We start from the raw sequence: 17529 nt of genomic DNA, 5'->3' as shown, positions 1-17529 counted from the left end.
TGGGGGGGCCGCATCGGGCCCCCCGCCCCCTCAGGCTGCGCCCAGCGGAATGTTGCTGCGCTTGCAGACGTAGGTCGCCAGCTCCTCGCGCAGCGGCAGCCCGGCGATCGGGCGCAACGGACCGTCATAGGCGATGCTCGTCTCGACCAGCGAACGGCGCGGCGCGACGCCCAGCACGTGGAACAGGCGACGCTCGCAATCGACTTCGGTGCGGGCATAGGCGACGCGGCCGGCATGTTCCTGGCGGATGATCGCGATCACCGTGCCGCCGATCGCCCGGCGCTCGCGCAGCAGGAAATAGCGCGAGGCGGTATCCGACGGGGTCGGGATCAGGTCCCCCTTGACCGTTAGCGCGGGCGGCGCTGGCGCTGCGACTTCGGTTTCGCCCAGATTGCGCAGCGATACGCCCGCAGTGCCCATCGCATTGTTGTCGACCGCATCGGTCGACGGCGCGCCCGAACAGGCGGACACGCCCAACCCGCCGGCAACCGCCAGCGCTAACCACGTCTTCTTCATCAATACACTCCCGGGTATGAATCAGGCTCAAACGCCCGCAGCATGACGATCGATCCGGTGGTGCGGATCGATCCCCGCCGCTCGACGTTGCGCGAGGAAATTTTCGTCGGCGAAGGGCGCGCACCGACCGGCACGCGCCCCCCGGTCCGTTTATTTCGTCGCCGGCCTGGGCGCCGCGGCGGGCACCACCGCCATCGTCCAGTCGCGGTCGGGGCGCAGATATTTCGCCGCGACCGCCTGCAGGTCGGCGGGCGTCGTCGACACCAGATCCTCGGCGATCCGCTTGGTCGCGTCGATCCGCCGCGGATCATAGGTCGCCCCGCCGAGCTGCTGCATCCAGAACTGGTTCCCGGTCGAGGCGCGCATGATGTACTGCCCCATCGGCCGCTTGATCCGCTGCAGCTCGTCATCGGCGATCGGCGTCGAGACGAGCTCGGCGGCGATCTTGCGCGCGGTCTCGAAGAAGAACGCGACCTTTTCCGGCGCGACCTGGCCGATCGCGACGAGGCGACCGCCGCTGTTCATCCCGGTTGGCCACTGGCTCTGCACGTTCGGGCTGTAGCTCGCGCCCGCCGCCTGGCGCAGACGCTCGAACAGCCGGTCGGCGAACACCTGCGCCAGCACGTCGAGGCGACGGCTCTCGGTGATCGCCTCGATCCCGCCCCCGGTCGGCCAGGCGATGACCGCCGCCGCCTGGTTCTGCGGGCCGGTATGCGTGCGCATCACCGGGGTCGCGACATGCGCGGGGAAGCGCACCGGCGCCGCCACCGCGGTCGACGCGGAGCGCGCGGCGATCGCGCCGAAGCTCTTGGCGACCGCGGCGATCGCCTCCTCGCTCTTCACGTCGCCGAACACCGACACCTCGATCGGCCCGGTCTTGAGCAGCGGCTCCCAGAACTTGCGGAAGTCCTTGGCGTTGAGCGCCTCGACCGACTCGCGCGACGGCGTGCCCCAGCGCGGATCGCCCGCGCGCAACAGCTTCTCCAGATCGCGCGACAGCACGCCGTCGGGCGACGATTCATAGCCCGCAAACGCCGCCAGCGCCGCGACCCGCGCGCGCGCGACCGGGGCTGCGTCCCATGCCGGGAAGGCGAGCTTGGCGGCCATCAGCGTCAGCTGGTCGGCATAATCCGCAGGCGAGGTCAGCGCACCCAGCGTGAACGCGTCGTCGTCGATCCCGAAGTCGAGGCCGATGCGACGCCCGGCGGTCAGCTGGTCGAGATCGCCCTGGTCGAGCTTGCCGATCCCGCCCGCGACCAGCGCGAGGTCGCCCGCCCAGGCCGGACTCGGCTTGTTAGCCGGGATCGCGCTGTAACCGCGACCGAACCGGACGCGGACATAGACGCGGCCGGTCTCGCCCGTATTGGGGAACAGCAGCAGGCGGGTGCCATTGGCATAGGTCACCTGCTCCATGTCGAACGCGGCGATCTTTTCGCGCGATGCCACGACGCCGGGCTTGCCGAGCGGCGGCAGCGCGGCGAACGTCACCGCATTCTGCTGGCGACGCAGCCCCGCGAGACCCGAGACGTCCGCCTTCAGCGCGGTCTCGAGCTTGGCCACAGCGGCGGGGTCAGGCGTGATCGTGTTGACCAGCGCGCGCGTCGCGGTCCCCTCGAAGATCCGCTTCGACGCCGCGAGCAGCGTGGCGGGGGTGAACATGCCCTTCGCCTTGGCGTCCTGCAGGATCTTGTACGACGTCTCCGGCCCCGCGACGGTTTCGCGGATGTCGAGCGCACCGACCATGTCGTCGGCCTGGCGCGCGCCCGCCTCGACCCGCGCGGTCTCGACCTGGGTGCGCATGATCGTGTCGAAATCGGCATATTCGCGGTCGACCTCGGCCTGGCTCGGCGCGTTGGTCTGCGCGTCGGCGATCACCGCGCGCACGTCCTTCAGCGCCGCTTCCCAGTCCGTCCCGATCGGCACGATGTTGACGCTGGTCAGGTTCGCCGACCGCGACACGTCGTCGATCGACACCCCCGCCTGGAGATAGCTGCCACCGGCGCGCGCGCGCGTCTCGAGCCGCCGGCTGATCAGCCGCGTCGCCAGCACGTCGACCAGCCGCGTCTGGTTCATGATCGCGGTGTCGTCCTTGTACACCCAGGGCCGGACCACGCCGAGCGTGACGACCGCGGGCAGCGACGGCTCGGCGATCGCCTGTGCGGCGGGGGCGGCGGGATCGGGCTTGCCGAAATCGGGCGCCGCGGTGAACGCGCCGACCGGTTTCCAGTCCGCGAAGTTCTTGACGATCAGCCGTCCGAACAGCGCCGGATCCATGTCGCCCGAAATGATGACAACGGTGTTCTCGGGCCGGTACCAGCGATCGTGGAACGCCTTGATGCTCGCGCCGGTCGCCGCCTCGAGCGTCTTGATGCTGCCGATCGGCGACCGGTCCGCGAGCGGCTGGCCCGCGAAGAAGGTCGACCGGATCGCATCGCCGATCCGCACCTGGGGTCCGGGCTGCTCGCGCTGTTCGGCGAGCACCACCGGGCGCTCGGCAGTGACCGTCGCATCGGTCAGCACCGGCTGCTCCATCATCCCCGACAGGATCTTCAGGCTGTCGTCGAGCCCCGCCTCGCTCGCCGAGGGCAGGTCGAGCTTGTAGGTCGTCGAGACGGGCGTAGTCTGCGCATTGGTGTCCGATCCGAACGTCGCGCCGAACCGCTGCCAGACGCGCTTGGCCTCGCCGTCGGGGACGTATTTCGACCCGCGGAACGACAGATGCTCGATGAAATGCGCATAGCCGCGCTCGGCATCGCTCTCGTTCAGCGACCCGGCATCGACGCGGACGCGGACCGACACCTGACCCGGCGGAACGCCGTTCTTGCGCACGGCAAAGCGCAGCCCGTTGGGCAGCGTGCCGAACTTCCACTCGGGATCGCGGGTGAGATCGCTGCCCTTGTAGAGCCACGCGGTCGTGTCGATCCCGGGCAGCCCCGGCAGCGTCGGTGCCTCGCCGGGCATCGCCACGGTCTGCGGCTGGACGGGGGCCGCAGGTGCCGCCGCGGGCGGCTTGGCGCGGGACGCGGGCCGCGTCCCCGATTGGCCGATGGCAGGGATCGCCAGGCACAGCACGAGCGACAGGAAGACGGGAGCGCCGAACGCGCGGGGGGTAAACGCCATGCCGTCCTGTAGCGCCCCCGGCCGCCGACCGCCAGCGCTGTGCCCGTCGCGCGCGCTGCGCCATCATTTCGTCCCATAGCCGCGCTATCTCAATCACCTGCAAGCGCGAATACGGGCGCGCGGTACGAGCGAACGACGAAGAGTGGAGTGCGAATGCAAGCCGAAGTCAGGGCGAAGACCGGGACCGCGACGGGTCCGGCAATGTGGCGAAATTCTGGTCGTGATCCCCGCAGCACCCCCCACCGCACCCCCGATCTGACCGTCATTTCGGGCGCGCCCCAGCCCGGCGCGCCGCTCGCGGCGGAACCCGGCCGGCCGCTGATCATCCGCGTCGGCAAGCATCTGCGCGGCGTGTTCGACCGGCTGATCGCGAGCTCGTCGCTCGTCTCGAACGACCCGGTGCTCGACGTCCGCGACTTCGCCTGGACGCAGTTGCTGCGCGAGCATTGGCGCGACATCCGTGACGAGGCGGTCGCGGTCGCGCTGCGCGGCGAGGCCTCGCCCAGCCTCGCGACGATCTCGCCCGATCACCGCGCGATCGCCGAGATCGACAAGTGGCGCTCGTTCTTCCTCTGGGGCTATGGCTATCCGATCGACGAGAATCTGGTGCGCTGCCCGCGGACGCGCGATCTCGTCGCGCAGATCCCGGGGCTCAATAGCGCCTTCTTCTCGATCCTCGCGCCGGGCACGCACATCCCCGAGCATCGCGGCGTGACCAAGGGGCTGATCACCTGTCACCTCGGCCTGATCGTGCCGCGCGACGGCGACGTCCGGATGCGCGTCCACGACCGCACCGTGCGCTGGTCGGAGGGCGAGACGCTGGTGTTCGACGACACCTACAACCACGCGGTCTGGAACGACACGAGCGGCACGCGCGTCGTCCTGCTCATCCAGTTCGAGCGGCCGCTGCGCAATCCGGGCAAGTGGATCGCCGACGCCTTCCTGAACGTCGTCCGCCGCTCCGCCTTCGTCCAGGACGCGGTCCGCAACATCGGCGACTGGAACGCCGCGGTGAAACAGCTCGACGTCTGACGGCATCCGGCCTCGCAAACGCTATGCCGGTGCCAAAGAAGAGTTTGCTTGATCCCTCCGCCCCCCGTCGCCACATGCACCCCATGCTGATCGAAACGGAATCCACCCCGAACCCCGCGACGTTGAAGTTCCTGCCGGGACGCACCGTCATGGAGTCCGGCACCCGCGACTTCGCCACCCCCGAGGAGGCCGAGGCGAGTTCGCTCGCCGATGCGATCTTCCGGCTCGGCGACGTGACCGGCGTGTTCTTCGGGCGCGACTTCGTCTCGGTGACCGCCGCCCCCGGCGTCGCCTGGTCGGACCTGAAGCCCGACGTGCTGGCAATCATGCTCGATCACTTCTCCGCCGCGATGCCGCTGTTCCGCCCCGCGAGCGCAGGCTTTTCGGTGCCGTCCGACGATACCGTGCTGACCGACGACCCGGCCGATGCCGATATCGTCGCGCAGATCCGCGACCTGATCGAGACGCGCGTCCGCCCGGCGGTCGCCAATGACGGCGGCGACATCGTCTATCGCGGCTTCGACAAGGGCAAGGTGTTCCTCCAGCTCCAGGGCGCGTGCGCCGGCTGCCCCTCGTCGAGCGCGACGCTCAAGAACGGCATCGAGCAGCTGCTGAAATATTACGTCCCCGAAGTCACCGAAGTGCGCGCCGTCTGATGACCCTGCGCGGTCCCCAGCCCGACGTCGTGCTCGACGCGATCTTCCGCGAGGCGCGCAGCTATAACGGCTATACCGACCGCCCGGTCGCGAAGGCCGATCTGCACGCGATCTGGGATCTGATGAAATGGGGCCCGACGTCCGCCAACCAGCTGCCCGCGCGGCTGGTCTGGTGCGTCAGCGACGAATCAAAGCAGAAGCTTGCCGACGCGTGCAGCGCGCAGAACCAGCCCAAGATCCTGAACGCGCCCGTCTCGGTGATCATCGGCATGGACACCGAATTCCACGAGCATCTGCCCGAACTGTTTCCGCACGCCGATGCGAAATCCTGGTTCACGGGCAGCGCCGAACTGCGCGCGGCGTCCGCCTTCCGCAATTCGACGCTGCAGGGCGCCTATTTCATCATCGCCGCGCGGATGCTCGGGCTCGACACCGGGCCGATGTCGGGGTTCGACGCCGACAAGGTCGATGCGGCCTTCTTCGCCGACACGCCCGCGGTCCGCACCAATTTCATCGCGACGCTCGGCTATGGCGACCCCGCGACGATCTTCGCCAGGTCGCCACGCCCCGACTTCGCGAAGTTCAACAGCATCGCCTGACATGACGCCCTCTTCCCGGAGGGGAGAGGGACTAAAGATATGCGTACGCTGATCATAGAGACGTCCACCGCCGCCTGTTCGGTCGCGCTCGCCGATGACGGCGTGATCGTCGCGCGGACGCATGACGTCGTCGGACGCGGTCATGCCGAACGGCTCGTGCCGATGATCGCCGCGCTGCCCGGCGGCGGCCGCGCCGACCGCATCCTCGTCGATGTCGGCCCCGGCAGCTTCACCGGCGTCCGCGTCGGCATCGCCGCCGCGCGCGGGCTGGCACTCGGCTGGTCGGCGACGGTCACCGGCTTCTCGTCGCTGCCTTTGGTCGCTGCGACGGGATTCGACGATCGCTTAACCGATGATATTGCAGTAGTTTTAGAGGGCGGGCATGGCGAGGTCTTCATGCAGTGCTTTGCCGCCGATCTGTCGCCGCGCACCGACATGGTGTCGCTGAAGCCCGACGCGGCGCTCGCGGCGCTGGCGGGGCGGCGCGCGGTCGGCAATGGCGTGCGGTGGCTCGCCGCGCTCGCCGATGATCTCGACCTGACCGAGGCGCTGCCCGATGCGAGCGCCGCGATCCTGCTGCCCGAGACGCTCACCGCGCTGCCGCCCGTCCCGATCTACGGCCGCGCGCCCGATGCGAAGCCCGCCGCGGTCCGTCCGGCGGTGCCGCGCTGATGGCGACCCGCGCCGTGCCCCCGCCTTCCGACGAAGACGCGGCATCCGCGGTCGTGCTGCGTGCGGGCGACGCGCGCGACCTCGCCATCGTCGACGCGCTGATGGGCGACGCGTTCGACCCAGCGTATGGCGAGGCGTGGACGCGGACCCAGTGCCTCGGCGTGCTCGCACTGCCCGGCATCCAGCTCGTCCTCGCCTTTGTCGACGATCGCCCCGCGGGCTTCGCGATGACGCGGACCGTGCTCGACGAGGCGGAGCTGCTGCTGATCGCGGTCGCGACCGATGCGCGCCGCCGCGGCATCGGTACCGCGCTGGTCGGCGCGGTGATCGCCGACTGCATCGCGGCGAACGTCGCCACGCTGCATCTCGAGGTGCGCGCGGGCAATGAGGCGGTCGAACTCTACACCGCGCACGGCTTTGCCAAGGTCGGCGAACGCCGCGCCTATTACCGTGGCCGGTCGGGGGTGGCGCATGACGCGCACACCTATTCGCGCGCGCTCGGCAGCTGAGGCTTATTGCGAGTCACTATCCCTTTTCGCAACAGCGTTAACCGCCTACATGGAGGTTTACCAAGGGAATGACACATGCCGCGCAAGATCGATCTGGAAGCCCTCTGTAACGAGAAGGGCCTGCGCATTACCGAGCAGCGCCGCGTCATCGCGCGCGTCCTCTCGGAAGCGGATGATCATCCCGATGTCGAAAAGGTCTATGAGCGCGCCTCGGCGATCGACCCCGGCATCTCGATCGCGACCGTCTATCGCACCGTGCGTCTTTTCGAGGAGGCGGGCATCCTCGATCGCCATGATTTCGGCGACGGCCGCGCGCGCTACGAACCCGCGCCCGAGGCGCATCACGACCATCTGATCGACGTCGAGAGCGGCAAGGTGATCGAATTCGTCGATCCCGAGCTCGAACAGCTGCAAAAGGCGATCGCCGAGAAGCTCGGCTTCCGGCTCGTCGATCACCGCATGGAACTCTACGGCGTCGCGCTGACCCGCAAGGACTGATCCGATCGGGCGCCTGCGTCTCGTCGCGCGGCTCGCGGCGCTGCTGATCGCGCTGCTGCTCGCGCTGCCGGTCCACGGGCTGTGGCGGCTGTTCGGCCGGCGATCGCCCTGGCCGCCGCGCTTTCTCGGGCTGGTCGGCCGGATCGTCGGCGCGCGGCGACGGATCGTCGGCACGCCGCTGCGCCATGACGTGGTGTTCGTCGCCAATCATCTCAGCTGGATCGACATTCTGCTCCTGTCGGGCGCGACCGGCACCGCCTTCATCGCCAAGGCCGAGCTTCGCCGGGCGCCGCTGGTCGGCTGGCTCTGTACGCTGAACGCCACCATCTTCGTCAGCCGCGCCGATCGGATGGCGGTGACCGCGCAGATCGCGCAGCTCCGCGACACGCTCGCGCGCGACTGGCCCGTCACGCTGTTCCCCGAGGGCACGACCGGCGACGGTGTCACGCTCCTCCCCTTCAAGGCCGCGCTGCTCGCCGCGCTCGACCCGCCCCCGCCCGGCGTCCGCGTCCAGCCGGTCCGCATCGACTATGGCCCCGCCACGCACGAGCTCGCCTGGGTCGGCGACGAACCCGGCCAGCACCACGCCGCCCGCGTCCTGAAACGCCGCGGCAGCTTCGTCGCGACCTTGCACTTCGCCGAGCCGTTCGCCCCCGCCGACCACGGCAACCGCAAAGCCATCGCCACCGAAGCCCGCCGCCGCATCGAAGCCCTTTAAGACTATGTTTCCCCGCGAAGGCGGGGACCCAGGCTGGACTCCCGCCTTCGCGGGAGAACAAGGGGGAAGCGCGCTGCCCCCACCCAGCCCTCAAACACCACCCCGGCGAAGGCCGGGGCCCAGTTGGCAAGGTCGCAGTAACGAAGCGCTGCCCTAAGTCAGCAACGTCCCCCAACTGGACCCCGGCCTCCGCCGGGGAGGTACCCTTGGTGCCGGGGAGCTACTCTTGGCGCCCGGGAGGCACCCTCGGATACCGCCCCGAAGACGCCCCTCCCCCCACGCACACAAATTTGGTACGGCGCGCGCATGACCTCGAAACCCAAGACCTATCACGTCAAGTCGTTCGGCTGCCAGATGAACGTCTATGACGGCGAGCGCATGGCCGAACTGATGGCCGCCGACGGGCTGACCCAGGCCGATGCGGTCGATGCCGACATCGTCGTGCTCAACACCTGCCACATCCGCGAGCGCGCCACCGAAAAAGTCTATTCGGACATCGGCCGGCTGCGCAAGGACCAGCTGCGCAAGAACGGCAAGACGCCGATGATTGCGGTCGCCGGCTGCGTCGCGCAGGCCGAGGGGCAGGAGATCTTCACCCGCGCCAAGGTCGACGTCGTCGTCGGCCCGCAGGCCTATCACAACCTCCCCGACCTCGTCGCCAAGGCGGCCGCAGGCACGCCGTCGCTCGACACCGACATGCCGCTGCTGTCGAAGTTCGGCGCGCTTCCGACCCGCCGCAAGGTCGCGCCGTCGGCGTTCCTGACCGTGCAGGAAGGCTGCGACAAGTTCTGCACCTATTGCGTCGTCCCCTACACGCGCGGCGCCGAGATCAGCCGCCCGTTCGCGGCGATCGTCGACGAGGCCAAGGCGCTGGTCGACGCCGGCGCGCGCGAGATCACGTTGCTCGGCCAGAACGTCAACGCCTGGTCCGAGGACACGCGCGGTCTCCACGACCTGATCCGCGACCTCGACCGGATCCCCGGCCTCGCGCGGATCCGCTACACCACCAGCCACCCCAACGACATGACGCAGGGCCTGATCGACGCGCACCGCGACGTCGAGAGCCTGATGCCGTTCCTCCACCTTCCCGTCCAGGCGGGCAGCGACCGCGTGTTGAAGGCGATGAACCGCAGCCACACCCGCGATTCCTATCTCCGCCTGCTCGACCGCGTCCGGGCGGTGCGCCCCGACATCGCGCTGTCGGGCGACTTCATCGTCGGCTTCCCCGGCGAGACCGATGCCGAATTCGAGGATACGCTGAGCCTAGTCGACGCGGTCGGCTATGCGCAGGCCTACAGCTTCAAATACAGCCCGCGCCCCGGCACCCCCGCCGCCGCGATCGTCGAGCAGGTCCCCGAGGCGGTGATGGACGAGCGCCTCCAGCGCCTCCAGGCCGCGCTCAACCGCGACCAGCACGCGTTCAACGCCGCCACCGTCGGCCGCACCTGCACCGTGCTGCTCGAACGCCCCGGCAAGCTCCCCGGCCAGCTGATCGGCAAGTCGCCCTGGCTGCAATCGGTCCACCTGATCGGCGACCACGCGATCGGCGACCTGGTGGAGGTCACGCTCGCGGCGGCCGGGCCCAACTCGCTCACCGGCATCGAACGCATCGCGCAGGCCGCCTGAAACAGCCCCCACCTTTTCCCACCACCCCGGCGAAGGCCGGGGCCCAGTTGGGGGACGGACGTAACAACGGACGATCCTCCGTTACATCGACCTTCCCAACTGGGCCCCGGCCTCCGCCGGGGTAGTATGGTGATCGTGGCAATCGCGCCCGCCGCCCACCCGCTGAGGCTTTCAGGCAACGCCCCCCCAGCCTTCGCACGCAACACCAAAACTACCGCTGTCCCCCACCCGAATCCCCTGCCACACTCTCCCCCGATGCAGCTTCGCCCACGCGACTCGAATCATCGCCAGCCAGGCGCCCCGGCGCCGCTTGAACGCGCGGGCTCCCATGCTCATCTCTGGTCGAACGCCATCCCAGGCGTGATGCGTGCCGGCCCGACCATACCCGATCACCGATCCGACACGTCTGCCCCCGAAAGGACCGCATGAGCCGTAAACCCGTTCCCGCCCAGTCCGGTGACCGCGCCCGAGTCGAACTGCTGTTCGACAAGCCCCAACTCCTCGTCCGGCTCTTCGGCCAGTACGACCAGAATCTGGTAGCGCTCGAAAACCGCCTCGGTGTGTACATCACCGCGCGCGGCAACAAGATTGGTCTGGAGGGCACCGCGGAACAGGTCGCCAAGGCGCGCGACGTGCTCCACGATCTCTATGCCCGGATCCAGCGCGGCGAGGATGTCGACACCGGCCTCGTCGACGCGTCGATCGCGATGGCCGACGAACCCGTGCTCGAAGGGATCATCCGCGCCGATGCGGGCGGCGGCGCTGCCCCGCCGATCATGATCCGCACGCGCAAGAAGACGATCGTCCCGCGCACGCCGGCACAGGCGCATTACATGCGCGAACTGACGAACAACGACATGATCTTCGCACTCGGGCCGGCAGGCACCGGCAAGACCTATGTCGCGGTCGCGCAGGCGGTCCAGCAGCTCATCACCGGCAGCGTCCAGCGCCTGATCCTGTCGCGCCCCGCGGTCGAGGCGGGCGAGCGGCTGGGCTTCCTCCCCGGCGACATGAAGGAGAAGGTCGATCCCTATCTCCGTCCCTTGTACGATGCGCTCTACGACTGCCTTCCCGCCGAGCAGGTCGAACGCCGGATCGCGAGCGGAGAGATCGAGGTCGCACCGATCGCCTTCATGCGCGGCCGTACGCTGGCCGACGCGTTCGTGATCCTCGACGAGGCGCAGAACACCACGCCTGCGCAGATGAAGATGTTCCTCACCCGCTTCGGCCAGAACAGCCGGATGGTGATCTGCGGCGATCCCAAGCAGGTCGACATCCCCGGCGGCGTCGCCGCCTCGGGTCTCGCCGACGCGGTCCGCCGTCTGGAGGGGGTCGAGAGCATCTCGATGTGCCGCTTCACCGTCGGCGACGTCGTCCGCCACCCGATCGTCGGCCGCGTCGTCGAAGCCTATGAGGGCAGCGACGCGTGATCCCTACGCGGCTGTCCCGGACATACCGGGATAGACGCCGGGCCGTCCGCATACCGTAAGGGGTGCGGAACTTTGCCACCTGTGTAATGATTTCGTCCTGACGTTTCCGCCGGAAGGACCCGCATGCTCGAAATCGCGCTCTCTTCGGAGGCTCCCTGGCCCGACCAGGACTGGGACGGCCTCGCTAAGCGCGCCGCGACCGCGGCGATCGAACGGACCCCGCATGGTCAGCTGCTGACCGGCGCCGCCACGGTCGAGATCTCGTTCCGGCTCGCGTCCGACGACGAGGTCCACACGCTCAACAAGCAATATCGCCAGAAGGACAAGCCGACCAACGTCCTGTCCTTCCCGATGGTGCAGGCCGATCTGCTCGAGACGATCGCGCAGAATTCGGACGATGGCGAGGTGCTGCTCGGCGACATCATCCTCGCGCACGGCGTCTGCGTCGCGGAAGCCGCCGAGCGCGGCATCTCGGTCGAGGATCATGCGATGCATCTGATGGTGCACGGCACGCTGCATCTGCTAGGCTATGATCATATGGACGACGACGAGGCGGAGGGTATGGAGCAGATCGAACGCGACGCGCTCGCCGCGCTCGGGCTCCACGATCCCTATCTCATCACAGAGGACTGACGACCACGATGGCCGATGGCCCCAATGCCGGAAACGGCGATAGTACCGACAGTATCTGGCGCGGGCTGAAAGGCCTGATCTTCGGTGCCCCCGACGAATCGCTGCGCGATCAGCTCGAGGATGCGATCGACCGGCACGAGGGCGATCCCGCCCCCGATGCCAAGGGCGATCTCACCCCGCTCGAACGCCAGATGGTCCGCAACCTGCTGCATTTCAGCGAGCGGGACGCAGGCGATGTCGGCGTGCCGCGCGCCGACATCATCGCGGTCGAGGAGGAGACGTCGTTCGCCGACCTCGTCAAGCTGTTCGCCGAGGCCGGCCACAGCCGCCTGCCGGTCTATCGCGACAATCTCGATACGATCATCGGTATGGTCCATATCAAGGACGTCTTCACGATCCTCGCGACCGGCGCCGAGCATCCGACGACGCTCGCCGGGCTGATCCGCGAGCCGCTCTACGCGCCGATGTCGCGCGGCGCGCTCGATCTGCTCGCCGACATGCGCCAGAAGCACGTCCATCTGACGATCGTGCTCGACGAATATTCGGGCACCGAGGGGCTCGTCACGTTCGAGGACCTGATCGAGGAGATCGTCGGCGATATCGAGGACGAGCATGACGACGCGCCGCAGGTGCTGATGACGCCGATCGACGGCGGGGCCTGGGACGCGGACGCGCGCGCCGAGCTCGAGGATGCCGCCGAACTGATCGACCCGCGGCTCGCCGAGGTCGATGGCGATATCGACACTTTGGGCGGCCTCGCTGCGCTGCTCGCAGGCCATGTCCCGCAGATCGGCGAATGCGTCGATCATCCGAGCGGCTGGAAGCTCGAAGTCACCGAAGCCGACGAACGCCGCGTCAACCGCCTCCGCCTCCACCCCCCGGTGGTGCTGGTCGAAGACGACGACTGACACGAAGGGGGCGGGGGCGTGTCGGCCGACACGCCCCCGCCCAACCCCTTCGTCATTCCCGCGAAGGCGGGAACCCATACCGGCTAGCCGTCCGACAGCACGCAGACCCTGCCCCGCTGGATTCCCGCCTCCGCGGGAATGACGAAGCAGTGCGCTCCACCGCCAACCGCAATCGCGCCATTGCCCCCGCCCGCACTCCCGCCTAACTCTCCTGCATGCGCAAACACATCCTCATCGTGCTCGGGCTGATCATCCTGGTCGGGATCGCCGGGTTCACCTGGCTCGCCTGGCCCGATACCGCCCGGCTCGACGTCAACCAGGTCACCGGCAAGCGGCCCGACATTACCGCGCCGCGGATCCAGATGCTGCCGACGATCGGCGTCGCCAAGGCGGTCGGCTGGCCCAAGGGCGCGATGCCGACCGCGGCGGCGGGGATGAAGGTCCAGCCGTTCGCGGCCGGACTCGATCATCCGCGCTGGCTCTACCGCCTGCCCAATGGCGACGTGCTGGTCGCCGAGACCAATTCGCCACCGCGTAAAGGTCCCGGTGTCGTCACGACGGTGATGAACTTCCTGATGGGCCGCGCGGGTGCGGGCGTGCCCTCGGCCAACCGCATCACGCTGCTGCGCGACGCGGATGGCGACGGCGTGGCGGAGACGCGCTCGGCCTTCATGACCGGGCTCAACTCGCCCTTCGGCATGACGCTGATGGATGGCCAGCTCTATATCGGCAACACCGACGCGCTCGTCCGCGTGCCCTATACCGAGGGCGCGACCCGGATCACCGCCAAGCCCGAGCGTGTCATCCCGCTCAACGGCGGCGGCAATCACTGGGCGCGCAACGTGATTGCCGCCCCCGACGGCAAGACGCTCTATGTCGGCGTCGGCTCGGCGTCGAACATCGCCGAAAACGGCATGGACGCAGAAAAATACCGCGCCAACATTCTGCAGGTCTGGCCGAAGGACAAGAACTGGCGGATCTACGCCGCCGGCCTTCGCAACCCCAACGGCATGGCGATCAACCCCAAATCGGGCCAGCTCTGGACCGTCGTCAACGAACGCGACATGCTCGGCTCGGACCTCGCGCCCGACTATCTGACGCAGGTCGAGTTCGGCGATCACTTCGGCTGGCCCTGGTATTATTGGGGCGGCTATCCCGACGATCGCGTCGAGCCGAAGAACCCCGCGCTCCAGCAATATGCCAAGCGTCCCGACTATGCGCTCGGACCGCATGTCGCCGCCCTCGGCCTGACCTTCGCGGGCGACGCGAAGCTCGGCGACCGCTTCACCAACGGCGTGTTCGTTGGCGAGCACGGCTCGTGGAACCGCAAGCCGCTCTCGGGCTACAAGGTCGTCTATATCCCGTTCGGCGACACCGGCTTCCCGGCGGCAAACGCGAAGCCCGTCGACGTGCTCGGCGGCTTCCTCAACAAGGATGGCGAAGCACAGGGCCGCCCGGTCGGCGTCATCACCGACAAGGCCGGCGCGCTGCTGGTCGCCGACGATGTCGGCAACACGATCTGGCGCGTCAGCACGAAGTAAGTGCCCCCTCCCCCGTCATCCTGACGTTCGTCAGGATGACGAGCGGGGCGGCGTTACGCCGCAAACCCTCACCGCAGCAGCTTCGGCCCTTCCTTGCGGATCATGTCCTGCACCTTGCCGGCGAACAACCCGAGCAGCCCCGGCAGGTCGACGATCGCATGGACATTGTCCTCGAACACCGTGACCTTGCTGCCGATCACCTGCCCCATCGCGCTGACGGTGAAGTGCAGCGTATCGCCTTCCCAGCGCCGATCGGTCACCGATCCGCCGGGGATCTTCGACCCGATCGTGTCGATGCCGCTGTCGAGCCGCGAGCGCACCCCCGCCTTGCCGAGCTTGTGGGGGATATCGACCGAAATGGGATTGGACATTCTTTGATCCTCAGTGTGCGAACAGCATCGCGTCCTGTGCGAACGCCTTGAACTCGAGCGCGTTGCCGCTGGGGTCGCAAAAGAACATCGTCGCCTGCTCGCCGACTTCGCCCTTGAAGCGGACATGCGGCGCGATCCCGAACCGGACCCCCGCCGCCGCGACCCGCTCGGACAGGCTGATCCAGTCGTCCATCGTCAGCACGACGCCGAAATGCGGCACCGGCACCTGATGCCCGTCGACCGCATTCTCGACCGCGATCGCCTTCGCCGCCGGATCGAGATGCGCGACGATCTGATGCCCGAACAGGTCGAAGTCGATCCAGTGATCGCTCGACCGCCCCTCGGGACAACCGAGCGTCCCCCCGTAAAAGGCCCGCGCGGCGGCGAGATCATGGACGGGAAAGGCGAGATGAAAGGGGCGCAGCGTCATGCGGGCAGGATAGAGCGGATGATCCCCTGCGTCACCCCGCCCCCGCTATGCGATGCCCGCTGCGCGTCCGCCGCTCAAGTACCGCCCCCATTCCTCTCCACCACCCCGGCGAAGGCCGGGGCCCAGTTGGGGGACGGTGGTAACTAAAGGTTGCGCGACATCACAGCGACCTCCCCACCTGGACCCTGGCCTCCGCCGGGGAGGTGCAAGGGATGCTGCCTGCACGATCCTAATTGTCGATATAGTACCAGCTGCCCGCAAGGAGGTGGCACCACCCCGGCGAAGGCCGGGGCCCAGTTGGGGGACGGTGGTAACGCAGGACAGCGCGCCGTCACTGCGACCTTCCCACCTGGACCCCGGCCTCCGCCGGGGAGGTGCAAGGGATGCGGTCTGCACGATGCTATTTGTCGATATAGTACCAGCTGCCCGCAAGGAGATGGCACCACCCCGGCGAAGGCCGGGGCCCAGTTGGGGGACGGTGGTAACTAAAGGTTGCGCGTCGTCACGGCGACCTTCCCAGCTGGACCCCGGCCTTCGCCGGGGTGGTCATGTGTGGGGGTAGACCCAGGCGTTGGTACCGAGGCCAACGAAAGCGCCCACCGCACCAGCCCCAACGCCCCATCCCCCCCACCGCCACGTCAGATGCCGCGTCAGATATTGCCCGCCCCCCGCCGCCACGCCATAGCGCAGGCGTGACCCGCTCTCCCGCCCGCGCCGCCCTCACCTCCCCCGCGCTCGCCTGCGTCCTGCTCGGCGCGATCGCAGCGACGGGGTTTGCGCCGCTCGATCTCTGGCCGCTCGCGCTCGTCGCAGTCGCCGCGTGGCTGGCGCTCGTCCACGATGCACCGACGCTGCGCCAGGCGCTGTGGCGCGGCTGGCTGTTCGGGCTCGGGCATTTCACCGTCAACAACAACTGGTTCCAGCACGCGTTCGACTTTCAGGACGCGATGCCGCCGGTGCTCGGCTATTTCGCCGCGGTCGGGCTCGCGCTCTATCTCGCGATCTTCCCGATGGTCGCTGCAGGCCTCGCCTGGCGGTTCGGACGCCGCGCGACCGCAACGCCCGATCCCGCCTTCATCCTCGTGTTCGCCGCCGCATGGATCGCGACCGAGTGGCTGCGCAGCGTGCTGTTCACCGGCTATGCCTGGGATCCGCTGGGGGTGATGTGGCTGCCCGCGATCGGCATCGCGCGGCTGTCGGCGTGGATCGGCACCTATGCATTGTCGGGGGTGACGATCGTCGCGGCGGGATCGCTGTGGATGCTCAGCCGTCGCCGCGTCGCGATGCCCGCGATCGTCGTCCCGCTGCTCGCGCTCGCCGCGCTGTCGGCTCTGTGGACCGACGCCCCCGCCGCGCCCGCCAACGCGCCGCGCGTCCGCGTCGTCCAGCCCGATATCGGCCAGGAGGATCGCAGCGAATCGGACGGCGAACGCGTGCTGTCCGCGCTCGAAAAGCTGTCGGGCACGCCCGGCGCCACCCCCCGGCTCGTCGTCTGGCCCGAGGGCGTGGTGCGCGACTATCTCGAGGATGGCTATCCCTTCTACGCCTATGACTGGTCGAGCCCGGCCTATCTGCGCCGCCGGATCGCGCGCCTGCTCGGCCCCGACGACATATTGCTGACCGGCGGCACCTCGCTGTCGTTCGACCGCGAGGACCGGATCGCGGGCGCGACCAATTCGGTGTTCGCGATCGACGCACAGGCGCGGCTGCGCGGTCGCTACGACAAGGCGCATCTCGTCCCCTACGGCGAATATCTGCCGATGCCGTGGCTGCTGAAACCGCTCGGGCTCGCGCGGCTCGTCCCCGGCGACATCGACTTCACCTCGGGCGAGGGGCCGGGCAATCTGACGCTCGCGGGCTTCGGGTCGATCGGCATCCAGATCTGCTACGAGATCATCTTCTCGGGCCAGACGGTCGACCGCGCGCACCGCCCGCGGCTGTTGTTCAACCCCTCGAACGACGCCTGGTTCGGCAGCTGGGGCCCGCCGCAGCATCTGGCCCAGGCACGGATGCGCGCGATCGAGGAGGGGCTGCCGATCGTTCGCGCGACCCCGACCGGCATCTCCGCGATCATCGCCGCGGACGGCCGCCTGCTCGCCACCGTCGCGCACGAGACCGCGGGCGCGGCCGAGCTGCCGATGCCGCCCGCGCTGCCCGTGACGCTGTTCGCGCGGCTCGGCAATCTGGCGGCGGGGCTGGTCATGGCGGCGATGATCGCCTTGGCCGTTGCCCTGCGCCGCCGCGAACGCTAGAAGGACATATAAAGCTTT

17 protein-coding genes are annotated in these 17529 nt (G+C 68.6%); 13 read left to right on the top strand and 4 right to left on the bottom strand.

The window, feature by feature from the left end:
- Positions 1-30 precede the first annotated feature (30 nt).
- Complete coding sequence (locus C8J24_RS09310; RefSeq protein WP_107931934.1) at positions 31-516, bottom strand: hypothetical protein; 486 nt, start codon at positions 514-516, stop codon at positions 31-33.
- A 150-nt stretch (positions 517-666) separates the two neighbouring features.
- The gene (locus C8J24_RS09305) at positions 667-3636 is read right to left on the bottom strand and encodes a M16 family metallopeptidase (protein WP_107931932.1); all 2970 of its coding nucleotides are present in this window, start codon (positions 3634-3636) and stop codon (positions 667-669) included.
- 201 nt (positions 3637-3837) lie between these two features.
- Between C8J24_RS09305 and C8J24_RS09300 the strand changes: the two genes are divergently transcribed.
- The 12 genes from C8J24_RS09300 to C8J24_RS09240 all read left to right on the top strand — a co-directional run bounded on the left by C8J24_RS09300 (position 3838) and on the right by C8J24_RS09240 (position 14458).
- Positions 3838-4668 carry an aspartyl/asparaginyl beta-hydroxylase domain-containing protein gene (locus tag C8J24_RS09300; protein WP_244180599.1) on the top strand — a complete coding sequence of 277 codons (831 nt, stop codon included), beginning with the start codon at positions 3838-3840 and terminating at the stop codon, positions 4666-4668.
- 83 nt (positions 4669-4751) lie between these two features.
- Complete coding sequence (locus C8J24_RS09295; protein WP_031396534.1) at positions 4752-5324, top strand: NifU family protein; 573 nt, start codon at positions 4752-4754, stop codon at positions 5322-5324.
- Positions 5324-5923: a malonic semialdehyde reductase gene (locus C8J24_RS09290; protein WP_107931929.1), complete on the top strand. Its 600-nt coding sequence runs from the start codon at positions 5324-5326 to the stop codon at positions 5921-5923. The genes C8J24_RS09295 and C8J24_RS09290 overlap by 1 nt, the downstream gene beginning before the upstream one ends.
- 39 nt (positions 5924-5962) lie before the next feature.
- Positions 5963-6595, top strand: coding sequence for a tRNA (adenosine(37)-N6)-threonylcarbamoyltransferase complex dimerization subunit type 1 TsaB (tsaB, locus tag C8J24_RS09285; protein ID WP_107931927.1), 633 nt, complete (start codon positions 5963-5965; stop codon positions 6593-6595).
- A 14-nt stretch (positions 6596-6609) separates the two neighbouring features.
- Positions 6610-7104 carry a GNAT family N-acetyltransferase gene (locus tag C8J24_RS09280; protein ID WP_244180597.1) on the top strand — a complete coding sequence of 165 codons (495 nt, stop codon included), beginning with the start codon at positions 6610-6612 and terminating at the stop codon, positions 7102-7104.
- A 75-nt stretch (positions 7105-7179) separates the two neighbouring features.
- Entirely contained in the window at positions 7180-7602 is a 423-nt protein-coding gene (locus C8J24_RS09275) for a Fur family transcriptional regulator (protein WP_031394622.1), read from the top strand.
- 193 nt (positions 7603-7795) lie between these two features.
- Positions 7796-8320 carry a lysophospholipid acyltransferase family protein gene (locus C8J24_RS09270; RefSeq protein WP_244180595.1) on the top strand — a complete coding sequence of 175 codons (525 nt, stop codon included), beginning with the start codon at positions 7796-7798 and terminating at the stop codon, positions 8318-8320.
- Between the two features lie 306 nt (positions 8321-8626).
- Positions 8627-9946, top strand: a complete 1320-nt coding sequence (gene miaB, locus C8J24_RS09265; RefSeq protein ID WP_107931923.1) for a tRNA (N6-isopentenyl adenosine(37)-C2)-methylthiotransferase MiaB — start codon at positions 8627-8629, stop codon at positions 9944-9946.
- 425 nt (positions 9947-10371) lie between these two features.
- Complete coding sequence (locus tag C8J24_RS09260) at positions 10372-11376, top strand: PhoH family protein (RefSeq protein WP_056409148.1); 1005 nt, start codon at positions 10372-10374, stop codon at positions 11374-11376.
- A 123-nt stretch (positions 11377-11499) separates the two neighbouring features.
- Positions 11500-12009 (top strand): rRNA maturation RNase YbeY, encoded by a 510-nt coding sequence (gene ybeY / locus C8J24_RS09255; protein ID WP_031438936.1) that lies wholly within the window; start codon positions 11500-11502, stop codon positions 12007-12009.
- 8 nt (positions 12010-12017) lie between these two features.
- On the top strand, positions 12018-12917 hold the full coding sequence (locus C8J24_RS09250; protein WP_056409144.1) for a hemolysin family protein: 900 nt from the start codon (positions 12018-12020) through the stop codon (positions 12915-12917).
- A gap of 215 nt (positions 12918-13132) precedes the next feature.
- Positions 13133-14458, top strand: a complete 1326-nt coding sequence (locus C8J24_RS09240; protein WP_107931921.1) for a PQQ-dependent sugar dehydrogenase — start codon at positions 13133-13135, stop codon at positions 14456-14458.
- Positions 14459-14526: 68 nt separating this feature from the next.
- On the opposite strand, the gene C8J24_RS09235 is transcribed toward C8J24_RS09240, so the two are convergent.
- Together C8J24_RS09235 and C8J24_RS09230 are read right to left on the bottom strand one after the other, a co-directional pair.
- On the bottom strand, positions 14527-14829 hold the full coding sequence (locus C8J24_RS09235; RefSeq protein ID WP_031396320.1) for a polyhydroxyalkanoic acid system family protein: 303 nt from the start codon (positions 14827-14829) through the stop codon (positions 14527-14529).
- A 10-nt stretch (positions 14830-14839) separates the two neighbouring features.
- The gene (locus tag C8J24_RS09230) at positions 14840-15259 is read right to left on the bottom strand and encodes a VOC family protein (RefSeq protein ID WP_107931918.1); all 420 of its coding nucleotides are present in this window, start codon (positions 15257-15259) and stop codon (positions 14840-14842) included.
- 692 nt (positions 15260-15951) lie between these two features.
- On the opposite strand from C8J24_RS09230, the gene lnt reads away from it, so the two are divergent.
- The gene (gene lnt / locus C8J24_RS09225; protein ID WP_244180593.1) at positions 15952-17511 is read left to right on the top strand and encodes an apolipoprotein N-acyltransferase; all 1560 of its coding nucleotides are present in this window, start codon (positions 15952-15954) and stop codon (positions 17509-17511) included.
- Positions 17512-17529 lie beyond the last annotated feature (18 nt).

The sequence above is a fragment of the Sphingomonas aerolata genome (genome assembly GCF_003046295.1).
Classification (GTDB): Bacteria; Pseudomonadota; Alphaproteobacteria; order Sphingomonadales; family Sphingomonadaceae; genus Sphingomonas; species Sphingomonas aerolata.
This window is presented reverse-complemented; position numbering and strand designations above follow the sequence as displayed.